The organism is Pseudomonas sp. BIGb0176, assembly GCF_024810175.1.
Classification (GTDB): Bacteria; Pseudomonadota; Gammaproteobacteria; order Pseudomonadales; family Pseudomonadaceae; genus Aquipseudomonas; species Aquipseudomonas protegens.
Window position 1 is genome coordinate 1,078,067 of the sequence record NZ_JANUEC010000002.1, and the last position, 18,899, is coordinate 1,096,965.

At 63.9% G+C, this 18,899-nt stretch carries 12 protein-coding genes; 2 read left to right on the plus strand and 10 right to left on the minus strand.

Translation table 11 applies throughout. The annotated features are described in order from the left end of the window. Positions 1 to 154 precede the first annotated feature (154 nt). From M2395_RS16005 to M2395_RS16020, 4 genes are all read right to left on the minus strand, one after another. Positions 155 to 1,261, minus strand: coding sequence for an NADH:flavin oxidoreductase/NADH oxidase (locus tag M2395_RS16005; RefSeq protein ID WP_077933403.1), 1,107 nt, complete (start codon positions 1,259 to 1,261; stop codon positions 155 to 157). A gap of 244 nt (positions 1,262 to 1,505) precedes the next feature. Further along, on the minus strand, positions 1,506 to 1,889 hold the full coding sequence (locus tag M2395_RS16010) for a DUF6124 family protein (protein ID WP_077933402.1): 384 nt from the start codon (positions 1,887 to 1,889) through the stop codon (positions 1,506 to 1,508). Positions 1,890 to 2,416: 527 nt separating this feature from the next. Then, complete coding sequence (recJ, locus tag M2395_RS16015) at positions 2,417 to 4,126, minus strand: single-stranded-DNA-specific exonuclease RecJ (RefSeq protein ID WP_011059468.1); 1,710 nt, start codon at positions 4,124 to 4,126, stop codon at positions 2,417 to 2,419. A 57-nt stretch (positions 4,127 to 4,183) separates the two neighbouring features. Then, positions 4,184 to 4,726: a YaeQ family protein gene (locus tag M2395_RS16020; protein WP_041116152.1), complete on the minus strand. Its 543-nt coding sequence runs from the start codon at positions 4,724 to 4,726 to the stop codon at positions 4,184 to 4,186. Positions 4,727 to 4,944: 218 nt separating this feature from the next. On the opposite strand from M2395_RS16020, the gene M2395_RS16025 reads away from it, so the two are divergent. Together M2395_RS16025 and M2395_RS16030 are read left to right on the plus strand one after the other, a co-directional pair. Continuing rightward, positions 4,945 to 6,681, plus strand: coding sequence for a hypothetical protein (locus M2395_RS16025; RefSeq protein ID WP_123430112.1), 1,737 nt, complete (start codon positions 4,945 to 4,947; stop codon positions 6,679 to 6,681). Between the two features lie 70 nt (positions 6,682 to 6,751). After that, positions 6,752 to 8,470 carry a hypothetical protein gene (locus M2395_RS16030; RefSeq protein WP_123430111.1) on the plus strand — a complete coding sequence of 573 codons (1,719 nt, stop codon included), beginning with the start codon at positions 6,752 to 6,754 and terminating at the stop codon, positions 8,468 to 8,470. Positions 8,471 to 8,499: 29 nt separating this feature from the next. Here M2395_RS16030 and M2395_RS16035 read toward each other — a convergent pair whose 3' ends face one another. The 6 genes from M2395_RS16035 to M2395_RS16060 form a co-directional block, all read right to left on the minus strand. Continuing rightward, positions 8,500 to 9,189 (minus strand): phospholipase D-like domain-containing protein, encoded by a 690-nt coding sequence (locus tag M2395_RS16035; RefSeq protein ID WP_011059464.1) that lies wholly within the window; start codon positions 9,187 to 9,189, stop codon positions 8,500 to 8,502. A gap of 36 nt (positions 9,190 to 9,225) precedes the next feature. After that, positions 9,226 to 14,373, minus strand: coding sequence for a DNA repair ATPase (locus M2395_RS16040; RefSeq protein WP_123430110.1), 5,148 nt, complete (start codon positions 14,371 to 14,373; stop codon positions 9,226 to 9,228). 176 nt (positions 14,374 to 14,549) lie between these two features. After that, positions 14,550 to 16,625, minus strand: a complete 2,076-nt coding sequence (locus M2395_RS16045) for a flotillin family protein (protein ID WP_015634288.1) — start codon at positions 16,623 to 16,625, stop codon at positions 14,550 to 14,552. A 37-nt stretch (positions 16,626 to 16,662) separates the two neighbouring features. Then, the gene (locus M2395_RS16050) at positions 16,663 to 17,304 is read right to left on the minus strand and encodes an OB-fold-containig protein (protein ID WP_041116145.1); all 642 of its coding nucleotides are present in this window, start codon (positions 17,302 to 17,304) and stop codon (positions 16,663 to 16,665) included. A 66-nt stretch (positions 17,305 to 17,370) separates the two neighbouring features. Then, a complete protein-coding gene (locus tag M2395_RS16055) occupies positions 17,371 to 18,066 on the minus strand; it encodes a PspA/IM30 family protein (protein WP_041116143.1) in 696 nt (231 codons plus the stop codon). Between the two features lie 15 nt (positions 18,067 to 18,081). Next, positions 18,082 to 18,702: a YjfI family protein gene (locus tag M2395_RS16060; protein ID WP_011059459.1), complete on the minus strand. Its 621-nt coding sequence runs from the start codon at positions 18,700 to 18,702 to the stop codon at positions 18,082 to 18,084. Positions 18,703 to 18,899 lie beyond the last annotated feature (197 nt).

The following is an 18,899-nucleotide window of genomic DNA, read 5'->3' on the forward strand; positions in this document are numbered from 1 at the left end:
AGCCCCGGCCCGCCCTACGGGCCTCTTCGCCGGCAAGCCGGCTCCTACAGATCGGCGGCGTCCGTGTAGGAGCCGGCTTGGCCGCGAAGGCGGCCTGACGCCAGACACAAAAAAACCGGCCCACAGAGGCCGGTTTTTTTACGCCTGAACGAGCTTAATCCCGCAGGTCCGACTCATGAATCGGCTGGTCCCTGTGGGTCGCCCGCTGGTACTGCGCCGGCCAGATCGCCTTGCGCCCGCCCAGGTCATCGTCGGCATGCAGCGGCCAGTAAGGATCACGCAGCAGCTCACGGGCGAGAAAGATGATGTCCGCCTGACAGGTACGCAAAATATGCTCCGCCTGGGCCGGTTCGGTGATCATCCCCACGGTCCCGGTGGCAATCCCCGACTCCTTGCGCACTCGCTCGGCAAAGCGCGTCTGATAACCCGGCCCGGTGGGAATCTCGGCATTGGCCGCGGTACCGCCGGACGACACATCGATCAAATCCACCCCCAGGTCCTTGAGCCGCCGCGCCAGCTCCACGGTTTCATCCGGGTTCCAACCGTCCTCCACCCAGTCGGTGGCCGACACCCGCACGAACAGCGGCAGTTCTTCAGGCCATACCGCCCGCACCGCTTCGGTCACCTGCAACACCAGGCGAATGCGGTTTTCGAACGAACCACCGTATTGATCCTGGCGCTGGTTGCTCAGGGGCGAGAGGAACTGATGCAGCAGGTAGCCATGGGCAGCATGCACTTCCACCACCTTGAAACCGGCCACCAGGGCGCGCTTGGCGGCCTCGACGAAGGCCTGGATGATCTCGCCGATCTGCCCTTCATCGAGCTGGGTCGGCGGTGTGTGCTGCGGGTCGAAGGCAATCCGCGAGGGCCCCACCGGCACCCAGCCGCCGTCCTCGGGCTTGACGCTGCCGGACTTGCCCAGCCAAGGCCGATGAGTACTGGCCTTGCGCCCGGCATGAGCCAGCTGGATACCCGCCACCGCGCCCTGGGCGGTGATGAAACGGGTGATGCGCTGCAAGGGTTCGATCTGCGCGTCGTTCCACAGGCCCAGGTCCTGGGCGGTGATCCGGCCTTCGGCGGTAACCGCCGTGGCCTCGGTGAAGATCAACCCGGCGCCGCCGACGGCACGGCTGCCCAGGTGCACCAGGTGCCAGTCGTTGGCCAACCCGTCCACCGACGAGTACTGGCACATGGGCGACACGGCGATGCGGTTGAGAAGGGTCAGTTGACGCAAGGTATAGGGTTCAAGCAGCAGACTCATGGGGCACCTCTCGGTCAATGGTCAGGCTCCAGGGTTCTGTTTGAACGGTCGACGAGTGACTGCGAAGTGAAGCGCCCGCCCCCGCGGGTAGAAGAATGACAAAAGGTCACAAGGCCAATCAGACAGTGCTTAGAGACTAGTCGACAACACTGCCGCTGGCAGGGTTCCTGATGGGTGCAGGGGTAAAAACTTGCCCCCGGGCCCAAGCGCTAGCCGCTGCGGCGGGGCAGCGGCTAGCAGAGCGTCAGATTGCAGGCCCCCTGCGATTGCCATCGAGCAAGGCTTCCACCACGCCGCGGGCCATCTCCACCGAATGCACCAGCGACCAGATCAGGCCACGCTCGATGCCGCTGGCGTGCTCGGTGATTTCATCGGACACCTCCTCGGCGGCCTTGAGCAGCATGGACACATGAATCAGCGCTTCTTCGGCACTGATACCGGGGCGCACAGTGAAGGGGTTATCAGGCCCTGCAGGGCCGGCCACGGTGGGTTGCAGAGTCGCGATCAACGAGCCGTTTACGCAAGTATTGGCCAGTGCATGGCGCACAGCTTCATTGGCCAGATCGTGGTCTGGATTACGACGGGAAGAAGGATGGAGAACCGGCGGATCGGGGACGATCTTTTTCATGGTGCAGCTCCTTGGAATGGAGCCACCACCCAACGCTGCTAAACGTAAGGGTGGCAGCTGTACGCGGGTTAGCAGACCGGTCCAAGGAACCCGGCGCACCCAAAGGGCGCCCCACGCACAGCCGCCATAACAGAACACAGCAGGCAGGAAAGCCAACTGGGCTCGCGGCAACATTCACGTGTCTTGGTAACAGGCTGCTAAACCCGATCACTGAAAATTCAGTGACGATCCGAGCCTAGTGAGCCGAATACCCAGCCGCAAGCGCCCGAGAGTGTCTCGGAAACCCCTTACAAAAGAAAGAGACATGCCGCCGCCGCGCTTTCCCAAAGTCTGGCAAAACCACCCACATCACTTACTGCCAATCAGTTAAGGACAAGCACTGTACTTGCTCCCGCTGGGCCGGGCTGGCGTACCAGCGCAAAGCGGCCCCAAAAATGGGACTGCTACGCAGTCCAGCGGGAGCAAGCTCCCTCGCCACAAGTGATTTTTCGCTCACTCCAGCGTTGAGCTGATCGGCAGTACCCGCCTCAACGCGGTTCGATATGAGCAATCATCAACTGCACGGTTTCCTGGCCACGGAACTCGTTGAGGTCGAGCTTGTAGGCCAGCTCCACCCAGCGGATGGTCGGGTTGGGCCAGACTTCGCGGTCGATGCCGAAGGCAATGCCGTCCAGCTTCAGTGAGCCGCATTCGCTGCGCAGCACCACTTTCAGGTGGCGTTCGCCAACGATGCGCTGCTCCACCAGTTCGAACACGCCATGGAACATCGGCTCGGGGAAATGCTGGCCCCAGGGCCCGGCATGGCGCAGGGCGCGGGCCAGTTCCAGGTGGAACTCTTCCACGGCCAGGGTGCCGTCCGACAGCAGGCGCCCGGTGAGGTCTTCTTCGCGCAGCTGGCGCCGCACTTCTTCGTCGAAGGCCTCGGCAAAGGCCGGGAAGTTCTGTTCCGGCAGCGACAGCCCGGCGGCCATGGCGTGGCCGCCGAACTTGCTGATCAGTTGCGGATGGCGCGCGGCCACGGCGTCCAGGGCGTCGCGGATATGAAAGCCCGGCACCGAACGCGCCGAGCCCTTGAGCATGCCGTCACCGGCATCGGCAAAGGCGATGGTCGGCCGGTGGTAACGCTCTTTCAGGCGCGAGGCGAGAATCCCGATCACCCCCTGGTGCCAGTCGGCGTCGAACAGGCACAGGCCGAACGGCATCGACTCCACCGGCAGTTCCTTGAGCTGGGCCAACGCTTCGCGCTGCATGCCCTGCTCGATGGATTTGCGGTCCTGGTTCAGTTCGTCGAGCTGGGCGGCCATGGCCCGAGCGGCGGAAACGTCGTCGCTGAGCAGGCACTCGATACCCAGGCTCATGTCGTCCAGGCGCCCGGCGGCGTTGAGCCGCGGGCCGAGGATAAAGCCCAGGTCGGTGGAGGTGATGCGCGAATGATCACGCTTGGCCACTTCGAGAATCGCCTTGAGCCCCGGCCGTGCGCGACCGGCGCGAATCCGCTCCAGGCCCTGGTGCACCAGGATGCGGTTGTTGGCGTCCAGGGGCACCACGTCCGCCACGCTGCCCAGGGCCACCAGGTCCAGCAGCTCGCCGATGTTCGGCTGCGGCTGGGTTTCATAGCGCCCCAGGCTGCGCAAACGGGCGCGCAGGGCCATCAGCACGTAGAAGATCACCCCGACCCCGGCCAGGGCCTTGCTCGGAAACTCGCAGCCCGGCTGGTTGGGGTTGACGATGGCGTCCGCCGCCGGCAGTTCATGGCCGGGCAAGTGGTGGTCGGTGACCAGCACTTGCAAGCCTGCTGCCTTGGCCGCCGCCACGCCCTCGACACTGGAGATGCCGTTGTCCACGGTAATCAAAAGCTGCGGCTCGCGCTGCAGGGCCACGGCAACGATTTCCGGGGTCAGGCCGTAGCCGTATTCGAAACGGTTGGGCACCAGATAATCGACATGGGCCGCGCCCAGCAGGCGCAGGCCCAGCAAGCCCACGGTGCTGGCGGTGGCGCCGTCGGCGTCGAAGTCGCCGACGATGAGGATGCGCTGGCGCTGGTCCAGGGCGGTCACCAGTAGGTCCACCGCGGCGTCGATGCCCTTGAGCTGCTGATACGGGATCAGCCGCGCCAGGCTCTTGTCCAGCTCCTCCACCGACTGCACGCCACGGGCGGCATAAAGGCGGGTCAGCAGTGGCGGCAGATCGCCGAGAAAGGGCAGGACGGCGGGCAACTCACGGGGTTCGATACGCATGGGCTAACAGCAACTTCTCTGGGGGGACGGTGGATCGTTCAGGTGCGGAGCGGGCGATCAGCCGCGCTCGCCCAGCAGCCATTCCAGCTGCACTTCGTGCTGGCCGCGATCATCGGTGACGAAGATCGTGCCTTCGCTGATCATCACGTCCCACTTGATGACCCGCGGCATGTCCTTGGCCAGGGTCTCGAGGACGTCCTGGGGCACGCCGGCGATGTTGAGGTTCTTCAGGTTCTTCACCGCGTCCAGCACCCGGGTCTGCCAGACCCGCAGGCTGCCGTAGGCCAGCAGGCTGGTGCGCTCGGTGCGGCGCGAGCACCAGGTCAGGCGATCGGCGTCCGGCTGGCCGACTTCGATCCAGTGCAGGACGCGGTCATCCAGGCTCTTTTCCCACAGGGCGGGTTCATCCACGTCCGACAGACCCCGACCGAACGACAGGTGCTCGTTGTACCAGAAGGCGTAGGCCAGCAGCCGCACGGTCATGCGCTCTTCGGTTTCCGAAGGGTGACGGGCGATGGTCTGCTTGACGCTTTCGTAGACCCCGCGGTCGAGGTCGGTCAGGTTCAGTTCGAATTTGTAGGTGGTGGACGGCTGGGCCATGTGCGGGCTTCTTGAATGTGCGAAAAGGCGGCAAGTCTAACCCGAAACCCGCCGCCCTGCCCGACCGCTGACCGGCCACTCGGACCCTGGACGACATCCGCTGAAATGCATTGCCTGGGTAAAGTCGGTTGCCAGCCCGTAACCATGGCTTTATAACCCCGCGCAAACCGGCTGGCGCGCACCGCGCCAGAGCCGCTGTGCAATAGAAAAGGACGTCCATGACCCTCTTTGTCACCCTGCTCGTCATCGTGCTGCTGTTCATCGCACTGATCCTGTACTTGCGCCAGAAATCCGCCGACCAGCAGCAGTACCTGGAACAGACCGGCAACCTCACCGCCCAGATCAATCAGACCCTGCTGATGAGCAAGGCCGAGCCGCAGCTGGCCCTAGAACTGGCGCTGCAACTGCCGGAGGGCGAAGCGCAGCAGTTGGCCCTGCAACTGGTGGCCAGCGAGCTCTATGTAGCTGGGCACAAGGCCCAGGCCACGGCGATCTACCAGCAACTGTCGCCTCACGCTCGGGAATACGTGCTCAATACCCTGATTGAAACGCTGCTCGACAGCCAGGATACCCAGGCCTGCCTGGAGCTCCTGGAGCACTGGGGCGAATCCCTGCCCAGTTGGCCGCTGCTGCAGGTGCCAATCCTCCAGGCCCGCGGTGAACAGGCGCGCGCCCTGGCGCTGATCGGCGAGCTCGGCGACCCGAAAAACCCTGCGGCCCATGAACGCCAGAGCATCGGCAATTTGCTGATGCTGTCGCGCCTGCAATTTCAGGCGGGCATGCAAGACGCCGCGCTGATCAGCCTCGAACAGGCCTGGGCGAGCTTCCAGCAACCCGGGCAGGAGCGCTATCACACTGTGCTGCGCAGCCTGTTCGACGCGTTCGCCACCCAGGGGCATGCCGAGCGGATTCTGGCCCACTCGGCCGAACTGCCGGCCGAGGAACAGGTGCAGGCGCTGATCGCCCTGTTCGATGCCGGCAATCTGGAGCCGGCCTTCAGCTTGCTGGCCGACAACGGCACCCTCTACTCCTCGACCTACAGCGACCTGATGGACTCGGCCCTGAAACGCCAGCCCATCGAAACCGCCCTGCGCCTGCTGGACCTGAGCCCCGAGATGCACCAGCACAGCCTGCTGCTGCAACTGCTCAACCATCTGGCGGCCCAGGGTCAGACCGCCGAAGCCGAGGCCCTGCTGCTGCAGCGAGCCAGCCACGAGTCGCAGCGTCCGGGGCTGATGCTCAACCTCTGCGATGAGTTGCACCAGGCGCAGCCGCAATGGACCACAGCCCTGCTGGCCCAGGCCCTGCAACTGATCGACGGCTACAAGAATGAACATGAGTTCTACAACAGCTTGCGCATGCAGGCCCTGCAAACCCAGCTACTGATGCAAAGCCACCTGCCAGCTCATCGCCGGGACAGCTGGCTGGTGCGCAGCAGCATCGAGGAAATGCACCGCCTGCGCCAGCAGATGCCCGGTGACGAGCAATTGCTGCACCTGTGCGACCAGGCCAAGCTGCTGCACGCCCTGGACCAGACCGCCCAAGCCAGGTCCCTGCTGGAGCAGGCGGTGCAGCTACTGGATGGCGAGCCGCTGCCGGATGTGGATGAGATGGACGCGCGCTTCTACCTGGAAGACATCGCCAGCGCCTACCTGAGCATCGACGAGGCGCAACAGGCCCAGGCCCTGCAGGACCGGCTCAACGCCGAGGATTCGGGCAGTCGCATCCTGGAAGAGGAACTGCTGCTCAACCATATCCAGCATCAGCGTTACGCCCAGGCCATCGAGGGCCTGAACCTGGGCATCCTGCTCAGTGACAAGAAGCCCCTGTCGCTGCTGTACCAGGCCCTGGAAGACCTGCAGCAGCGTGCCCCCGAACGTGCCGGCGAGCTGAAACAGCAGCTGATGGCGCGCATCGCCAACGGCCAGATCTGGCTCAGTTCCCAGACCAACTGACGCCCCCCCGGTTGCGCGCCCTTGGCGGGGCGCGTCACCGGCCAACAGCCGCACCCGAGGAAGATTCATCATGGAAGTACTTGTCATCCTGCTGCTGATTACCGGCGTGATAACGCTGCTGGTGGTCTATGCCAACAAGCGCAGCGCCGGCAATGACCTGGGCATCACCCTGGACGAGGCGGCGCAGATCAATCGCGCGGCGCACCTGAGCGCCATCGAACCGCAAGTGGGCCTGCAACTGGCCCAACGCCTGACGGGTAAAGCCCGGCAACTGGGGCTGTTCCAGATGCCCGCAGCGCTGTACCGGCAGGGGCACCCGGAACAGGCCCTGGAAGTACTGGCCGAGCTGGATGAAACCTACCAGCCCATGGCACTGAACCAGTTGCTCGAAACCCTGCTCGACAACGACGGCCCGCAGGCTGTGCTGGGCTTGCTGGAGCGCCTGCATCAACCCCTGCCGTCAGCGCCCTTGCTGCGCATCCCGCTGCTGCTGGCCAAGGGTGAACACGAGCAGGCCCGCGCCTTGCTGGTGACCTTCGGCGTCAACCAGCTGAGCCCGGACTCCCCCGGCGAGCACCGGCAGTTGGCTGCCCTGCAACGCAGCTTGGGCCTGGCCGACGAGGCTGCCATCAGCATCGGCCTGGCCTGGCAACTGCTGCTCAAACAGCCGGTCAACGAACTGGACCCACACGAGATAGAGCAGACCCTGCGCGAGTACCGTGCCCAGGGGCAAGATGCGCAGTTCCCGGCCATGGCTGCGCAATTGCCCGGATCGGCTCGGATCATCGTCGTGACCCTGCTCATGGAAACCGGGGAATTCGAGGCCGGGTTCGAACTGCTGGCGCAGGCCCTCGAGCCCGAGGACTACTTCGGCTACCCGCCGCTGCTCAAGCTGATACTGGACGCCAACCGCCCGGATCTGGCTCCACGGCTGATCGCCCAGATGCCGGAAAGCTACGCCAGCGATCTACTGCTGAGCCTGTTGAACTGGCATGTCGGGCGCAACGAAATGGCCAAGGCCGAGGCGGCCCTGCAGGCCTGCGCCGTTTCGCCCTCGCAGCGTATCTGGTGCCTGGTCTGCCTGTGGGGCAGCTACGTCGAGGAACACTCGCAATGGTGCGCCCATCTGCTGGAGCAAGCCTTGCTGACCCTGGAAACCCTGCGTGGCGATGAGCAATGGCCATGGTTGCGCCTGCTGATCCTGGAAACCCAACTGCGGGTGCAGGCCGACCTGCCGCGCCTGCGCCGCGACAGCTGGCTGATCCGCAACAATCTGGAGGAAATGGCGCGCCTCAACACCCAGCTCGAATACGCCGATCGACCGATGAAACTGGCCTTGCAGGCCAAGCTGCTGCACGACCTGGAGCAGACCCGGCAAGCCGGTGAACTGCTGGACCAGGCGGTGCAAGCCCTCGACGACAGTCAGAATGCGCCTCTGGATCCAGCGGAAAAAAACTTCTTCCTGGAACAGCTGGCGCTGAGCTACGTCTACATCGACGACCAGGCAAAGGCTGTCGAACTGAAAGCTCGCCTGGAGCAGCAGGCGGCCTACACCCACCAGTTGAGCCAGGCCATGGTGCTCAAGCACATCCACGAGCAACGCTTCGACGAGGCGATTGCCGGGCTGGAACCGGGCAACCTGTTTATCGGCGAAAACCCGGTGCAACAGTTGCACCTGGCCCTGGAAACCCTGCGCCAGAGCGCCCCGGAAAAAGCCCAAGGGCTGTGCCAGAAGTTGATCGACCACCTGGCCGCCGAGAGCGCCTGGGGCCAGCCGAACGCCGCCTGAGGCCGCGTCAAGGCCCGCCGCTGCACGCCTTAACGCGGCGCGTAGCGGCTCCAGAGTTCGTTGAACTCCTTGAGGTAACTGGCCACCAGTTGCGGATGGTCGATCACCAGCAGGTTTTCCTCATTGCCGGTGGTGGCGCTGCGGGTCCAGTTGAAGCTGCCGTTGAGCAGGGTCCGGCCATCGAACACGGCGAACTTGTGGTGCATGTGGAACGGCGTGTCGTCGATCCGCACCGGCACCCCGGCCTCGCGCAGCGCGGCGATATCGCTGCCGACATCGAACTGCTTTTCACTGTCGCTGATCACCCGTACGGCCACGCCGCGCTGGTGGCAGGCGCGAATTTCGTCGCTCAGTTGATCGTCGGAAATGGTGAACACGCAGATATCCACCGAGATCCGGGCCTGGCGGCACAGGTCGCGGATCTTGCGCCGGCAGTCTTCGCCGGGGCTGAAGTGGGCGCTGGCCATGTCCCGGACCGGGGCGCTGTTGGCGTCCAGGGTCTTGATCACTTGTTCCAGCCACTTCAACGCCGGCAGCACATTGACGCTGTCCGCCAGCGCCAGCTCGCGCACCAGGTCAAAGGCACGGTTACGCATGTAGCGCACCTGGTCCTGGCCCAGTTCGCTGCCCAGCTGGCGCAGCTCGTCCCGCTCTTCGTTGCTCAGTTTCAGGTCCAGCACGCTGTCGCGCAGTTGCTGGTCCAGGTGGGCAAAATCCATGTCGTGATCCTTGGCTGTTCGCCGGCAAGCCGGCTCCTACGGTTGGGAGTCCTTGAGGGTCGGAACCTCGCCGTTACTGAGCATCTGGCTCAGTTCGTCGAGGCGCGTGGCAATGTCGCCGATGCGCTGGTGGCTGTGCAGGTCGACATCGATCTTCTTGTGCATGACCTTGAGCAGCGGCAGGAAACTCTGCTCCAGGTGCTCGGAGAGGTTCTCCAGCACTTCACGCATGCCTTGCTGCGGCGCGGGCCGGGCCAGGCCGCGCACACCTTCCACCAGATCGTTGAGCTGCGCCACGACGCGGGTACCGACATCGCTGTCGCTGCCGCCCATGGAACGGTTGCGCACGAAGTCGCGCTTGATCTGGGTCCAGCGCTCGCTCTGCTCCGGGGTCTGGTTGCCCCGCAGTTCGGCGAGCTTGAGCAGGTTCTCTTCGGCGCCGGTGGTCAGCAGCTGGGATTCGCCCTGGTAGTGGTCGGCCAAGAGTTGCAGGAGCTCGGCATCGTTCATCACCGCCGAGATCTTCTCGGCCATCTTGTTCATGTTGCGGTAGCTGCCCTGCAACTTGAACGGCGGCTCGCTGCGGTACTGGTCGGCCTGGGCGGCGCTGGCGATGTACTGCTGGTTGACCCGCAGCACCACGTCGCGCACCTGCATCAGGCGTTGCAGGGTGGTGGTGATCTCGTTGATCTCGGCACCGCTGTAGCTGTGGCTCAGCTCGTTGCTGGAGAAGGCCTTGCCCTCGGCCTTGGCGACGAAGCGGTAGACGTCCGCCATGTCGCGGGTGGCCAGTGGCGCCAGCACCGGGTTGGAGGTCAGGCCGTTCTCGATGTAGCTCAGGGCGAAGGCGTCCTGCATGCCCCCCAGGGTGTCGCCGAGGTTATAGATGTCGGCCCGGTTGGCCAGCATGTCGGGGATCTTGAACACTTCGCCGGACTCGGTGTACGGGTTGCCCGACATCACCACGCAGAACTTCTTGCCGCGCATGTCGTAGGTCTTGGTGCGGCCTTTCCACACGCCTTCGATGCGCCGGGTGCCGTCGCACAGCGAGATGAACTTCTGCAGGAATTCCGGGTGGGTGTGCTGGATGTCGTCGACATAGAGCATCACGTTGTTGCCCATCTCCAGGGCCAGGTTGAGCTTCTCCAGCTCCTGGCGCGAAGTGGCGTCCGGCGCCTGGGCCGGGTCCAGGGAACGGACCTGGTGCCCCAGGGCCGGGCCGTTGATCTTCATGAAGATCAGGCCCAGGCGGTGGGCCACGTACTCCATCAGGGTGGTCTTGCCGTAGCCCGGTGGCGAAATCAGCATCAACAGGCCCATCAGGTCGGTGCGCTTGTTCTCGCCCACGGTGCCCATCTGCTTGGCCAGGTTGTCGCCGATAAAGCCCAGGTACACATCGTTGATCAGCTTGTTGCGCACGAACGAGCTCAGCGGCCGCGGCTTGAATTCGCTCAGGCGCAGGGCCGAGCGTTCGCGGCTGATGATGCCCTGGCGCAGGCTCTGGTAACGCTGCAGGCCAGGCAGGAATTGTTCGCGGTGAGCCCGCAGGCGAGCGAAGAAGCCGTCCACGGTGAGGGACAGGCTGCGCTCCTGGATGCGCGGGTGTTCGCCCATCAGGTTGTCGACCTTGAACCGCAGATCGACTTCGGTGATGCGCTTGGCAAAGTCTTCCCGCAGCAGCGACAGGGCCACCGCCTCGGGCACGTAGTCGGCCCACTCGACGAACTCGCCCTCGGCGCACAGGGCCGAGAGCCAGTTCTCGGTCAGCGCCCACTGCGCAGCGGGCCGCTCCACCAGCCGCGCCAGGGCCTGCTGGTAGTCGTCCCACATCCGCGCGCCTTGCAGGCGCAGGGTCAGGGCTTCCTGCAGTTGCTTGGCGTATTTGCTGAAGGTGAATTCGATGCGTTCTGCGGCCAGTTCCTGAACCAGGTACTCGGCAGCCTCGGGCAACAGCTCGGCGGCCAGGGTGAAGGCGTGCTGCTGATGCCAGTCACCCAGCGCCACGAGGATTTCCTCCTGCAATTGCAGCAAGCCTTCACGACGCCCGAACAGTTGCTGGATATGCCGGCTGGTACGGGCACGTTCCACCCATTGCCGAGGTTGCGGCTGTTCCTGCTGGCGATCCCAGTAGAGGCAGGCAAAGGCACGGGCCGCCGCGCCGAAACGCAGCAGGCCGGCGCTGTCGCGCAGGGGCAGCAGCTGCAGGAGGATCGCTGCGGCGTCGTGGTCGTGGATGCCCTTCTCGTAGCCTTCCTTGTAGCGCGGCGCGGCAAAGTCGCGGATCACCCGCGCCAGTTCTTCAGGGTGCGCCAGCAAGGGTTTCAGGCTTTCCAGGCTCAGGCCTTCCTCGCCGCGGTCGGCAGCGTCCAGCACCTGCCCGGCCAGGTATTCGGCGCGGTACAACTGGGCCGATTCCGACTCCAGGGCTACCTGCCAGAAGTCCCGCAGGGCCTCCAGCTCGGGGTCGCGCAGGGGTTCGAGGAAATCCGTGCCGGTGAGGTGCAGGTGCAGCTCATCGCCCCGGGGCATCAGGGTCAGGTCCAGCTCCTGGGTGTTGACGCTGAAGCGGTGGCGCGGCCCCAGCTTGATGACGTTGCCGCCCTCTTCGAACAGCTCGGTCTTGTCGCGCAGGGCACGCACGGCTTGGTCCCGGGCGCCTTTGAGGCGCGACTCGACATCGTCGGCCTTGACGCTGTCCTTGAGCTCGCGCAGGCGCTCGGCCAGCTCCCGCAGCTTGAGGATCAGCGGGTCGGCGGCGAAGAACGCATTGAGCTCTTCGGCCTGGGTGAACTTGGCGGTGCGCCGACCGAGGCTGTCGAGAATCCGCCGCGCGGCATCCAGCAGGCCCTGGGCCTTGCGCTGGCGCTCGTCGAGCAGCGATTGCTTGTGGGCCTCGAAGGTTTCCAGCAACTCCTCGCGCTTGCCGAGGATGTCGCCGAGGAACTGTTCGTGATCGCCAAAGCGACTCTCCAGCTCCTCAAGCTGTACCAGCAAGCGCGACAGTTGCTCATCGCAACGCTCGGGGTCCTGGGCCTGGGCCAGGGCGTTGGTGATGCCCTGGCTGAAGAGTTTGAACTGGGCGCCGAACTGGGCCACGGTCTCGGTCGAACCCAGGGCCTTGCGCCGTTGTTCGGCGCGGGCCTTGGCCTGGTTCAGGCGGGCGTAGATCTGCGAGATGGATTCGATGATCCGGGTGCGCTGGGTGGCGTCGTCGATCTGCAACGAGGCCATCAGGCTCGACAGCATGTCCAGGTCCCCGGCCATGGCTTGCAGGGCGCCCAGGGGCTCGCTGAGCTGGGCCACGGTTTCGGCTTTCTGCGCCTGGGCGTCCAGGGTTTCGAGCTGGGTGACGAAGGGTTGCAGGGCCTGCTCGCTGGCAAGGAAGGTCGCGGTGCCGGCGGCAGTGCGTTCCTGGGCCTTGAGCAGCTCGGCTTCCATGGCGTCGATGCGCGCCACGTCGATGTAGCGGTAGTCGCGAATGGTCAGCAGCAGGCCGCGCTGGGTGGTGATGCCGTTCAGCGCATCGACGAAGCTCTGCACCTGGTCCCAGCTGTCCACCAGCAGGCTGTCCAGCAGGGCTTTCTGCTTGGCCTCCGCGGCCACCATGGCCTGGTCCGACTGGCGGCGGATGCTTTCGACCTTCTCGTATTCGTCCAGCACCAGCTCCGACGTGGACGCCACTTCCCGCAGCAGCGGGGCCAGGCCGTCCAGCTCGTCGCTGCCCAGCCAGTGGTACACATCGAACAGCCGACGGGTGTTCTGGCACAGCAGCGAATAGCGCTGCACCGACACCGCCGGGGTATCGATCTCGCGGCACAGGTCGTAGAGGTCGGAAACGCTGCGCACCAGTTCGGCATTGCCGATGCGTCCGAGAAAACCGCTGCGGGTCGGCTGCCGCGCGGCGTACTCCTCGGTGAAGAACGGTGTCTGCCAGACCTGCATCGGATGGACCCGGGTCGGCTCGTCGCCCTCGGCGGCGAAGATCACCATGCGCCCGTCTTCCAGGCGCGCGTAACCGTGGCCGAACAGCGGGTTCTGCAACTGGCGGTTGATCATGTTGTAGGTCAGCAGCACCGAGCGGCCCTGCTCCGGGTGGTAGAAGATGTACTGCACATCTTCACCGTTGGGCGAGCGCACCGAGCGCTTGAAGCGCATGCCTTCCATGGACTGTTCGAAGGTCTTGTACTCGCCGCTCTGCAGGTAATAGCCGCCGGGGAAGATGATCCCGTGGTCTTCCGGCAGCTGCACGCAGGCCAGGCCGATGGCGTCGATGCGCTCCACCTGGCGAGTCAGGCTGTTGAACACCAGATAGCGCCACTGCTCTTCGCGGTACGGCAGAACCTTGAGCAGGATCAGGCTGCCCAGGCGGGCGAATTCGATCTGCGAGTCGTCCAGGGACTGGGTCTTGTCCAGCACCTCTTCACGGTAGATGCCCAGACCCGACTCGGTGTTGTTCTCGACCTTGATGGTCAGGTCGCCGCCGATGGTTTCGACGAACACCGTGTCGAGGATGTTCAGGTGCGGGAAGCGGCCTTCGACCACCATCTCGCGGGTGGCCTTCTTCCATTCGAAGTCGAAGGGCGCCGGCAGGGCGATATCTCGCTCGCCGCGATTGTCGATGTAACGGACGTCCCGTCCGTCCACCGAGATCGACCAACGGAACACCCGCACATCGGTGACGCGCTCGCCGATCTGGAAACTCGCCAGCAACTTGCCGTCACGGATCGCCAGTTGCAGCAGGCGGGTGTTCTTGTAATAGGTGTAGAGCTCGTTGAAATCGTTGAGGAAGCCCTGGGCCGCCAAAAAACTGCCTTCCAGGGGCACGGGCTCGGCTTCGTAGCCTTCGCCCTCTTCCACCAGGCGGTAGAGGGAAAACACGTCGGCGACGCTGGTTTCCTTCTTCAGGCCGATAAAGACGTTGTAGCCAAACAACAGGCAGTCGCCGACCTGGACGATGTCCCGGGCGATGCAGTTGTTCTCGGTACGGATGCGCACCCGCCCGACCACTTCCATGCGGCTGTTGCCGAACTCGTCGAGACGCCTCTGGTTGAGGTCGTCAGTGGTGGCCCGCAGGCGCTGGCCCTGGTCCAGCAGGCGCTTTTGCAGCACCTCATAGGCGCCGCCTTCGGCGACGGCCTTATCCAATACGTCCTGTGGGGGAGTTGCGACTTGAGCGTCCGACATCGTGGCCTTCCTGGATCTACGGCGGTGTGCAAAAAAGCGGGCTCCTCAAACCTGGAGCCCTGCACCTGAAACCAGCCAGCTGAAACCCGCCGCCTGACACCTGCCCTGCAGCCGTGGATAAAAACGGTGGCTACAGGATTAGGTGAGGGCTGGTGAATCAGCTGTGGTCAGGCATTTCAGGCTTCGGCAGACGGAGCGTCGGCCTTGCGCGTAACGGCAGCGGCGGCCAGCTCAGCGGCTACGGCCGGAGCGCCCTTGCCATTGAGCAGGCGTGCCAGGACGTCCTGGACCACCGGGCTCTTGCCCACCACGCCCTCGATGGCCTTGCCCACCGACAGTGACTTGGCGAAGGAGTTGAAGAAGTCGCCTTCGCCACCAACGATCTCGATCTTGGCCTTGCTGAGGGCGGCGGACAGCACTTCGGCCTGGTCCTTGGCGATTTCCTTGTTGGCGGCGATGGCGGCCATCGCTTCCTCGAAGTTCTTCTCCAATTGCATGCGGAACTCTTCGTGCTGACGTGCGCTGTCGCTGAGGGAGTCCAGGGCACCGAACTTCTTGCCCAGGCCTTCGGCTTCGGCGTTCAGGCGCTGCAGCAGCACTTCGGCTTCGGCCGAACCCAGGTCCTTGGTGGCCTTGGCCTTGGCCGCGCCCAGTTGCTCTTCGCCACGGGCCTGAGCCCCGAGCTTCTCTTCCATGACCTTGGCTTCTGCCAGGCCGTCCTTCTCTTTGGCAGCCGCCTGGGCTTCCATGATGCGGGCGTCGGCCAGGCCTTTTTCCTGCTCGCCGCGGGCTTCGGCAATCAACTGCTCGGTGCGTACGCGGGCTTGAGCCAGGCCTTCCTTTTCCTGGGCCGCTGCGGTGATTTCCAGCACCCGGGCATCGGCCAGGCCAGGCGCGGCGCGCTCGGCTTCCAGGCCTTCGGCCAGGCGTTTCTTGGCTTCGGCCTGCTTGGCCGCGGCTTCCAGTTCGGCCTGGGCCAGGTTGTTGATTTCCACGGCCTTGTGCTTGGAACGGGTCTCGTCGGCTTCGGCCTGCTTCACCTGGCGCACCAGGTCCTGCTCGGCTTCGGCCTGGGCCTGGATCACCACCACTTGCTTGGCGCGCTCGGCTTCGGAGACTTCGCGCACTTCCTTGATCCGCTCTTCCTCCTGGGCCACGGTCTTCTCCACCGCTACCCGCTCACGGATCACGGTGGCGATGTTCTTGCGCTGTTCTTCCAGAGCCTTTTCTTTCTCGATGCGTTGCAGTTCCACTTCACGCTCGCGGGCCACCACTTCCAGGTCCTTGGCGCGGGTGACTTTCTCGACTTCGATGACCACCGCACGCTGGCGGTTCTGCTGGGCCACTTCGACTTCGCGCTGATGGTTCTCGGTGCGCACGTCGATTTCCTGCTGGGACTGAATGCGTGCCTGTTCGGCCTTCAGGCGCTCTTCTTCCTTGACCTTGGCGGTCTCGGCTTCCTCGCGGGCACGGATGGTTTCGATCTCGCGCTTCTGCCGGGCTTCGGCATCGGCCTGCTGGCGTTCGAGGGACAGCGAGGCTTCGCGGGTCTCGACGTTCTTCTTCTGGATCGCCAGTTCCTGGTTGCGCTCCAGTTCGTTGGTGATGACGTTCTGCGCCGCGGTCAGCTCGGTGATCTTGCGGATACCCTCGGCGTCGAGAATGTTGCTCGGGTCCAGGGAGTGCTTGGCGGTCTGCTCCAGGTAGTCGATGGCCACGTCTTCCAGCACATAGCCGTTGAGGTCGTTGCCGATGATCTCGATGATGCGGTCGCGGAAGTCCTGGCGGTTCTCGAACAGCTGGACGAAATCGAACTGCTTGCCCACGGTTTTCAGCGCTTCGGAGAACTTGGCGTTGAACAGTTCGTTGACCGCGGCGCGGTCGGAGGCACGGTCGACACCGATGGCCTTGGCCACCTTGAGCACGTCTTCCTGGGTTTCATTGACCCGCAGGTAGAAGGCCACGGTGATGTCGGCGCGCATGTTGTCGCGGCAGATCAGCCCGTCCTTGGCCCGACGGTCGACTTCCAGGGTGATCAGCGAGATGCGCATGAACTCCTTGAGGTGGATGACCGGGTACACCAGGGCACCGGTGAAATGCACCTTGGGGGTCGAGGACATGTCGTTGACAATCAACGCTGTGCCTTGGGGAACCTTGATATAGAAGGCCTTGAACAGGGCCAACAGGCCGAAGACCACCAGGACGACGAGGCCGATCCCGAGCAGGATGGGCAGCAGCGACGGTAAATTCATGCAATCAATCTCCTTTGATTCTTGAGGAAGCCCGGGCTCAGAGGCCGCGAAACTCGTCCTCTGTAATGACCCGATAGGCGTGTTGCGCCTCCAGATACTCCAGTAACACGACGCGATCGCCGCGTTTGAAAGCTCGTGCCTCATCGGCACGCACACGCAGGATCAGGCCCGCGCCGCCGTCCTCGAGCACGGCTTCGCCATGTTCCAGGGTGACTCTGCCGCTGCGTACCACAGCCGTCTGCCCCAGCACCGACTTGCTGCTGGTGGCCTCCATCTTGAGAAACAGCGGGCGCAGCGGACGACAGATCGTCGCGCTGATGGGCGCTGCCAGGAACAGTGCGAACACCGCCAGCAACAGGCCCAGGGGATAGCGCAGCCAACCCAGGGGCAGGTGGCTGAGCACGTAGAGTTCGGCGAAATAGGTCAGGAACCAGCTGAAGAACATCAGCAGGGTCAGCACCAGGGTGACCGGCACCCCGTTGAGTTTGAACTTGATCAGCAGCCCGGCCAGGCCTTCGCCGGCGTGGGCACTGTCGAGCAGCGAGTCGGCCTCGAAGTCCAGCAGGTCGACTTCAAGCATGCCCATGGCCACCACGGCCCAGTAGATCACGGCCAGGCAGAGCATGAAGCTGAACAGCACTGTGGGGAACGACAACACTGTCTGCAGGAAGATTTCCATTGCTTTCCTATCCCTGAAAAAGCCGGGCAAGGCCAGGCGGCCCCGCCCCTACAACACAACGGTGAATCAGGACTTGCTACGGTCCTTGAGGCGCGCCAGCACGCTGTCGGCGCTGGTGCTGCCGGCAACGATCCCGGCTTCACGCAACTTGGCATCCAGGGCATCGTCCGGGCTGCTGGTATTGGCCAGCTCGGCCGCGGCGTCCATCTTTGCCGCGCGCTCGGCCTGCTTCTGCTTGATCCGCTCCAGGGACTCCACGGCGGTGTGCAGCTTGCTCTGGGAGCCGCCATAGCGCTGGGCCACGGCCTGCTGGGCCTTCTGCACGCTTTCGGTGGCCTTGACGGTATCCACCTGTTGTTTCAAATGCTTGATGTTGCCCTCGGCCTGGGTCACGGCCTTGCGCAACTGCGCGACGCTGGCGGCAAAACCATCGGCCTGCTCACGCTCCACGGCCAGGTCATTTTCCAGGTTGGCGATCTTTTGCGCCACTTCCTGGGCAAGGGCTTCGTTGCCCGCTTCCAGGGCCTTGAGGGCGTAGCTTTCATACTCGGCGATCTTGGCCGCGCTGCCGTTGGCGCGCTCGGCGGCGAGTTTCTGCCGGGCCATGATCTCGGCCAGGGCTTCCTTGGACTTGCGCAGTTCCTGATCGGCGTCGCGGATCTCCTGATCGAGAATCCTCAGCGCCTGGCTGTCCACCAGGGCCTCGCCCGCCTCATTGGCACCACCGCGCAGCGCGGTGAGCAGCTTGCTCCATACGTTCATGTGCATTCCTCCAGGTCAGGCCTGAGCCTTCAGGTAGCCTTCGTAGGCCTCGGTTGCCCTGATCACGTTGCTGGCCAGGGTTTCGATCTCGTAGAGCACGTTGGAGAGAATCGAGGTTGCGCTCAGGGCGCCGTACATCATGTAGTGGCGCTCACCGCCAAAACGGGTTTCCAGGCCGATGCTCGACAGCGGGAACAACTGGCGGCTGAGCAACACTTCCTCGTTGAACGCGGCCACATCGGTCACTTCACTTTGCGGCCACAGCAGCGCCTCCACCAGGATCTGCTCGCCGGACAGGGCCACGAACAACGGCAGGTCGCCGTATTCGCGCATGGTCACGTGCAAGCTCGGCTCCGCACCCTCCAGCAGTTCAACGCTGGCTTCGCCACTGCTGAACAACTCGGTGGCTACCAGGGCCTGGCACAGCGATCGGGCATTCCAGATCTGCGGCATGCTCATTTCTCCATCCTTTTCCACAGGAGCCAGCCCTTCTGAGGGCTGACGCAGTTTGCGTTCAACCGCCAGCAACGCCTGGGCGTTCTCCGGCAGTATCCAGACTTCCTTTTTCACCAAGCCCTGATCACGCAGGCGCTGGCGGAATAAACGTTGGTAATGGGCTGAGGATTTGTTTTCCATGGCGCAGAGACTAAAACATCACATGTAAGGTTTTCAATTCATCACATGTAAAATTTACAGGCGACATTTGTAACAAGAAATATCAGGAAGATCGCTCGGCAAACAGCCGCAAGGCATCCATCGCTGCATAGACCCTTTTACAGCTTTCGCAACCGCTCTTTTTTCAAGCGGCGTCATTAAACCCTGCCGCCCAATAG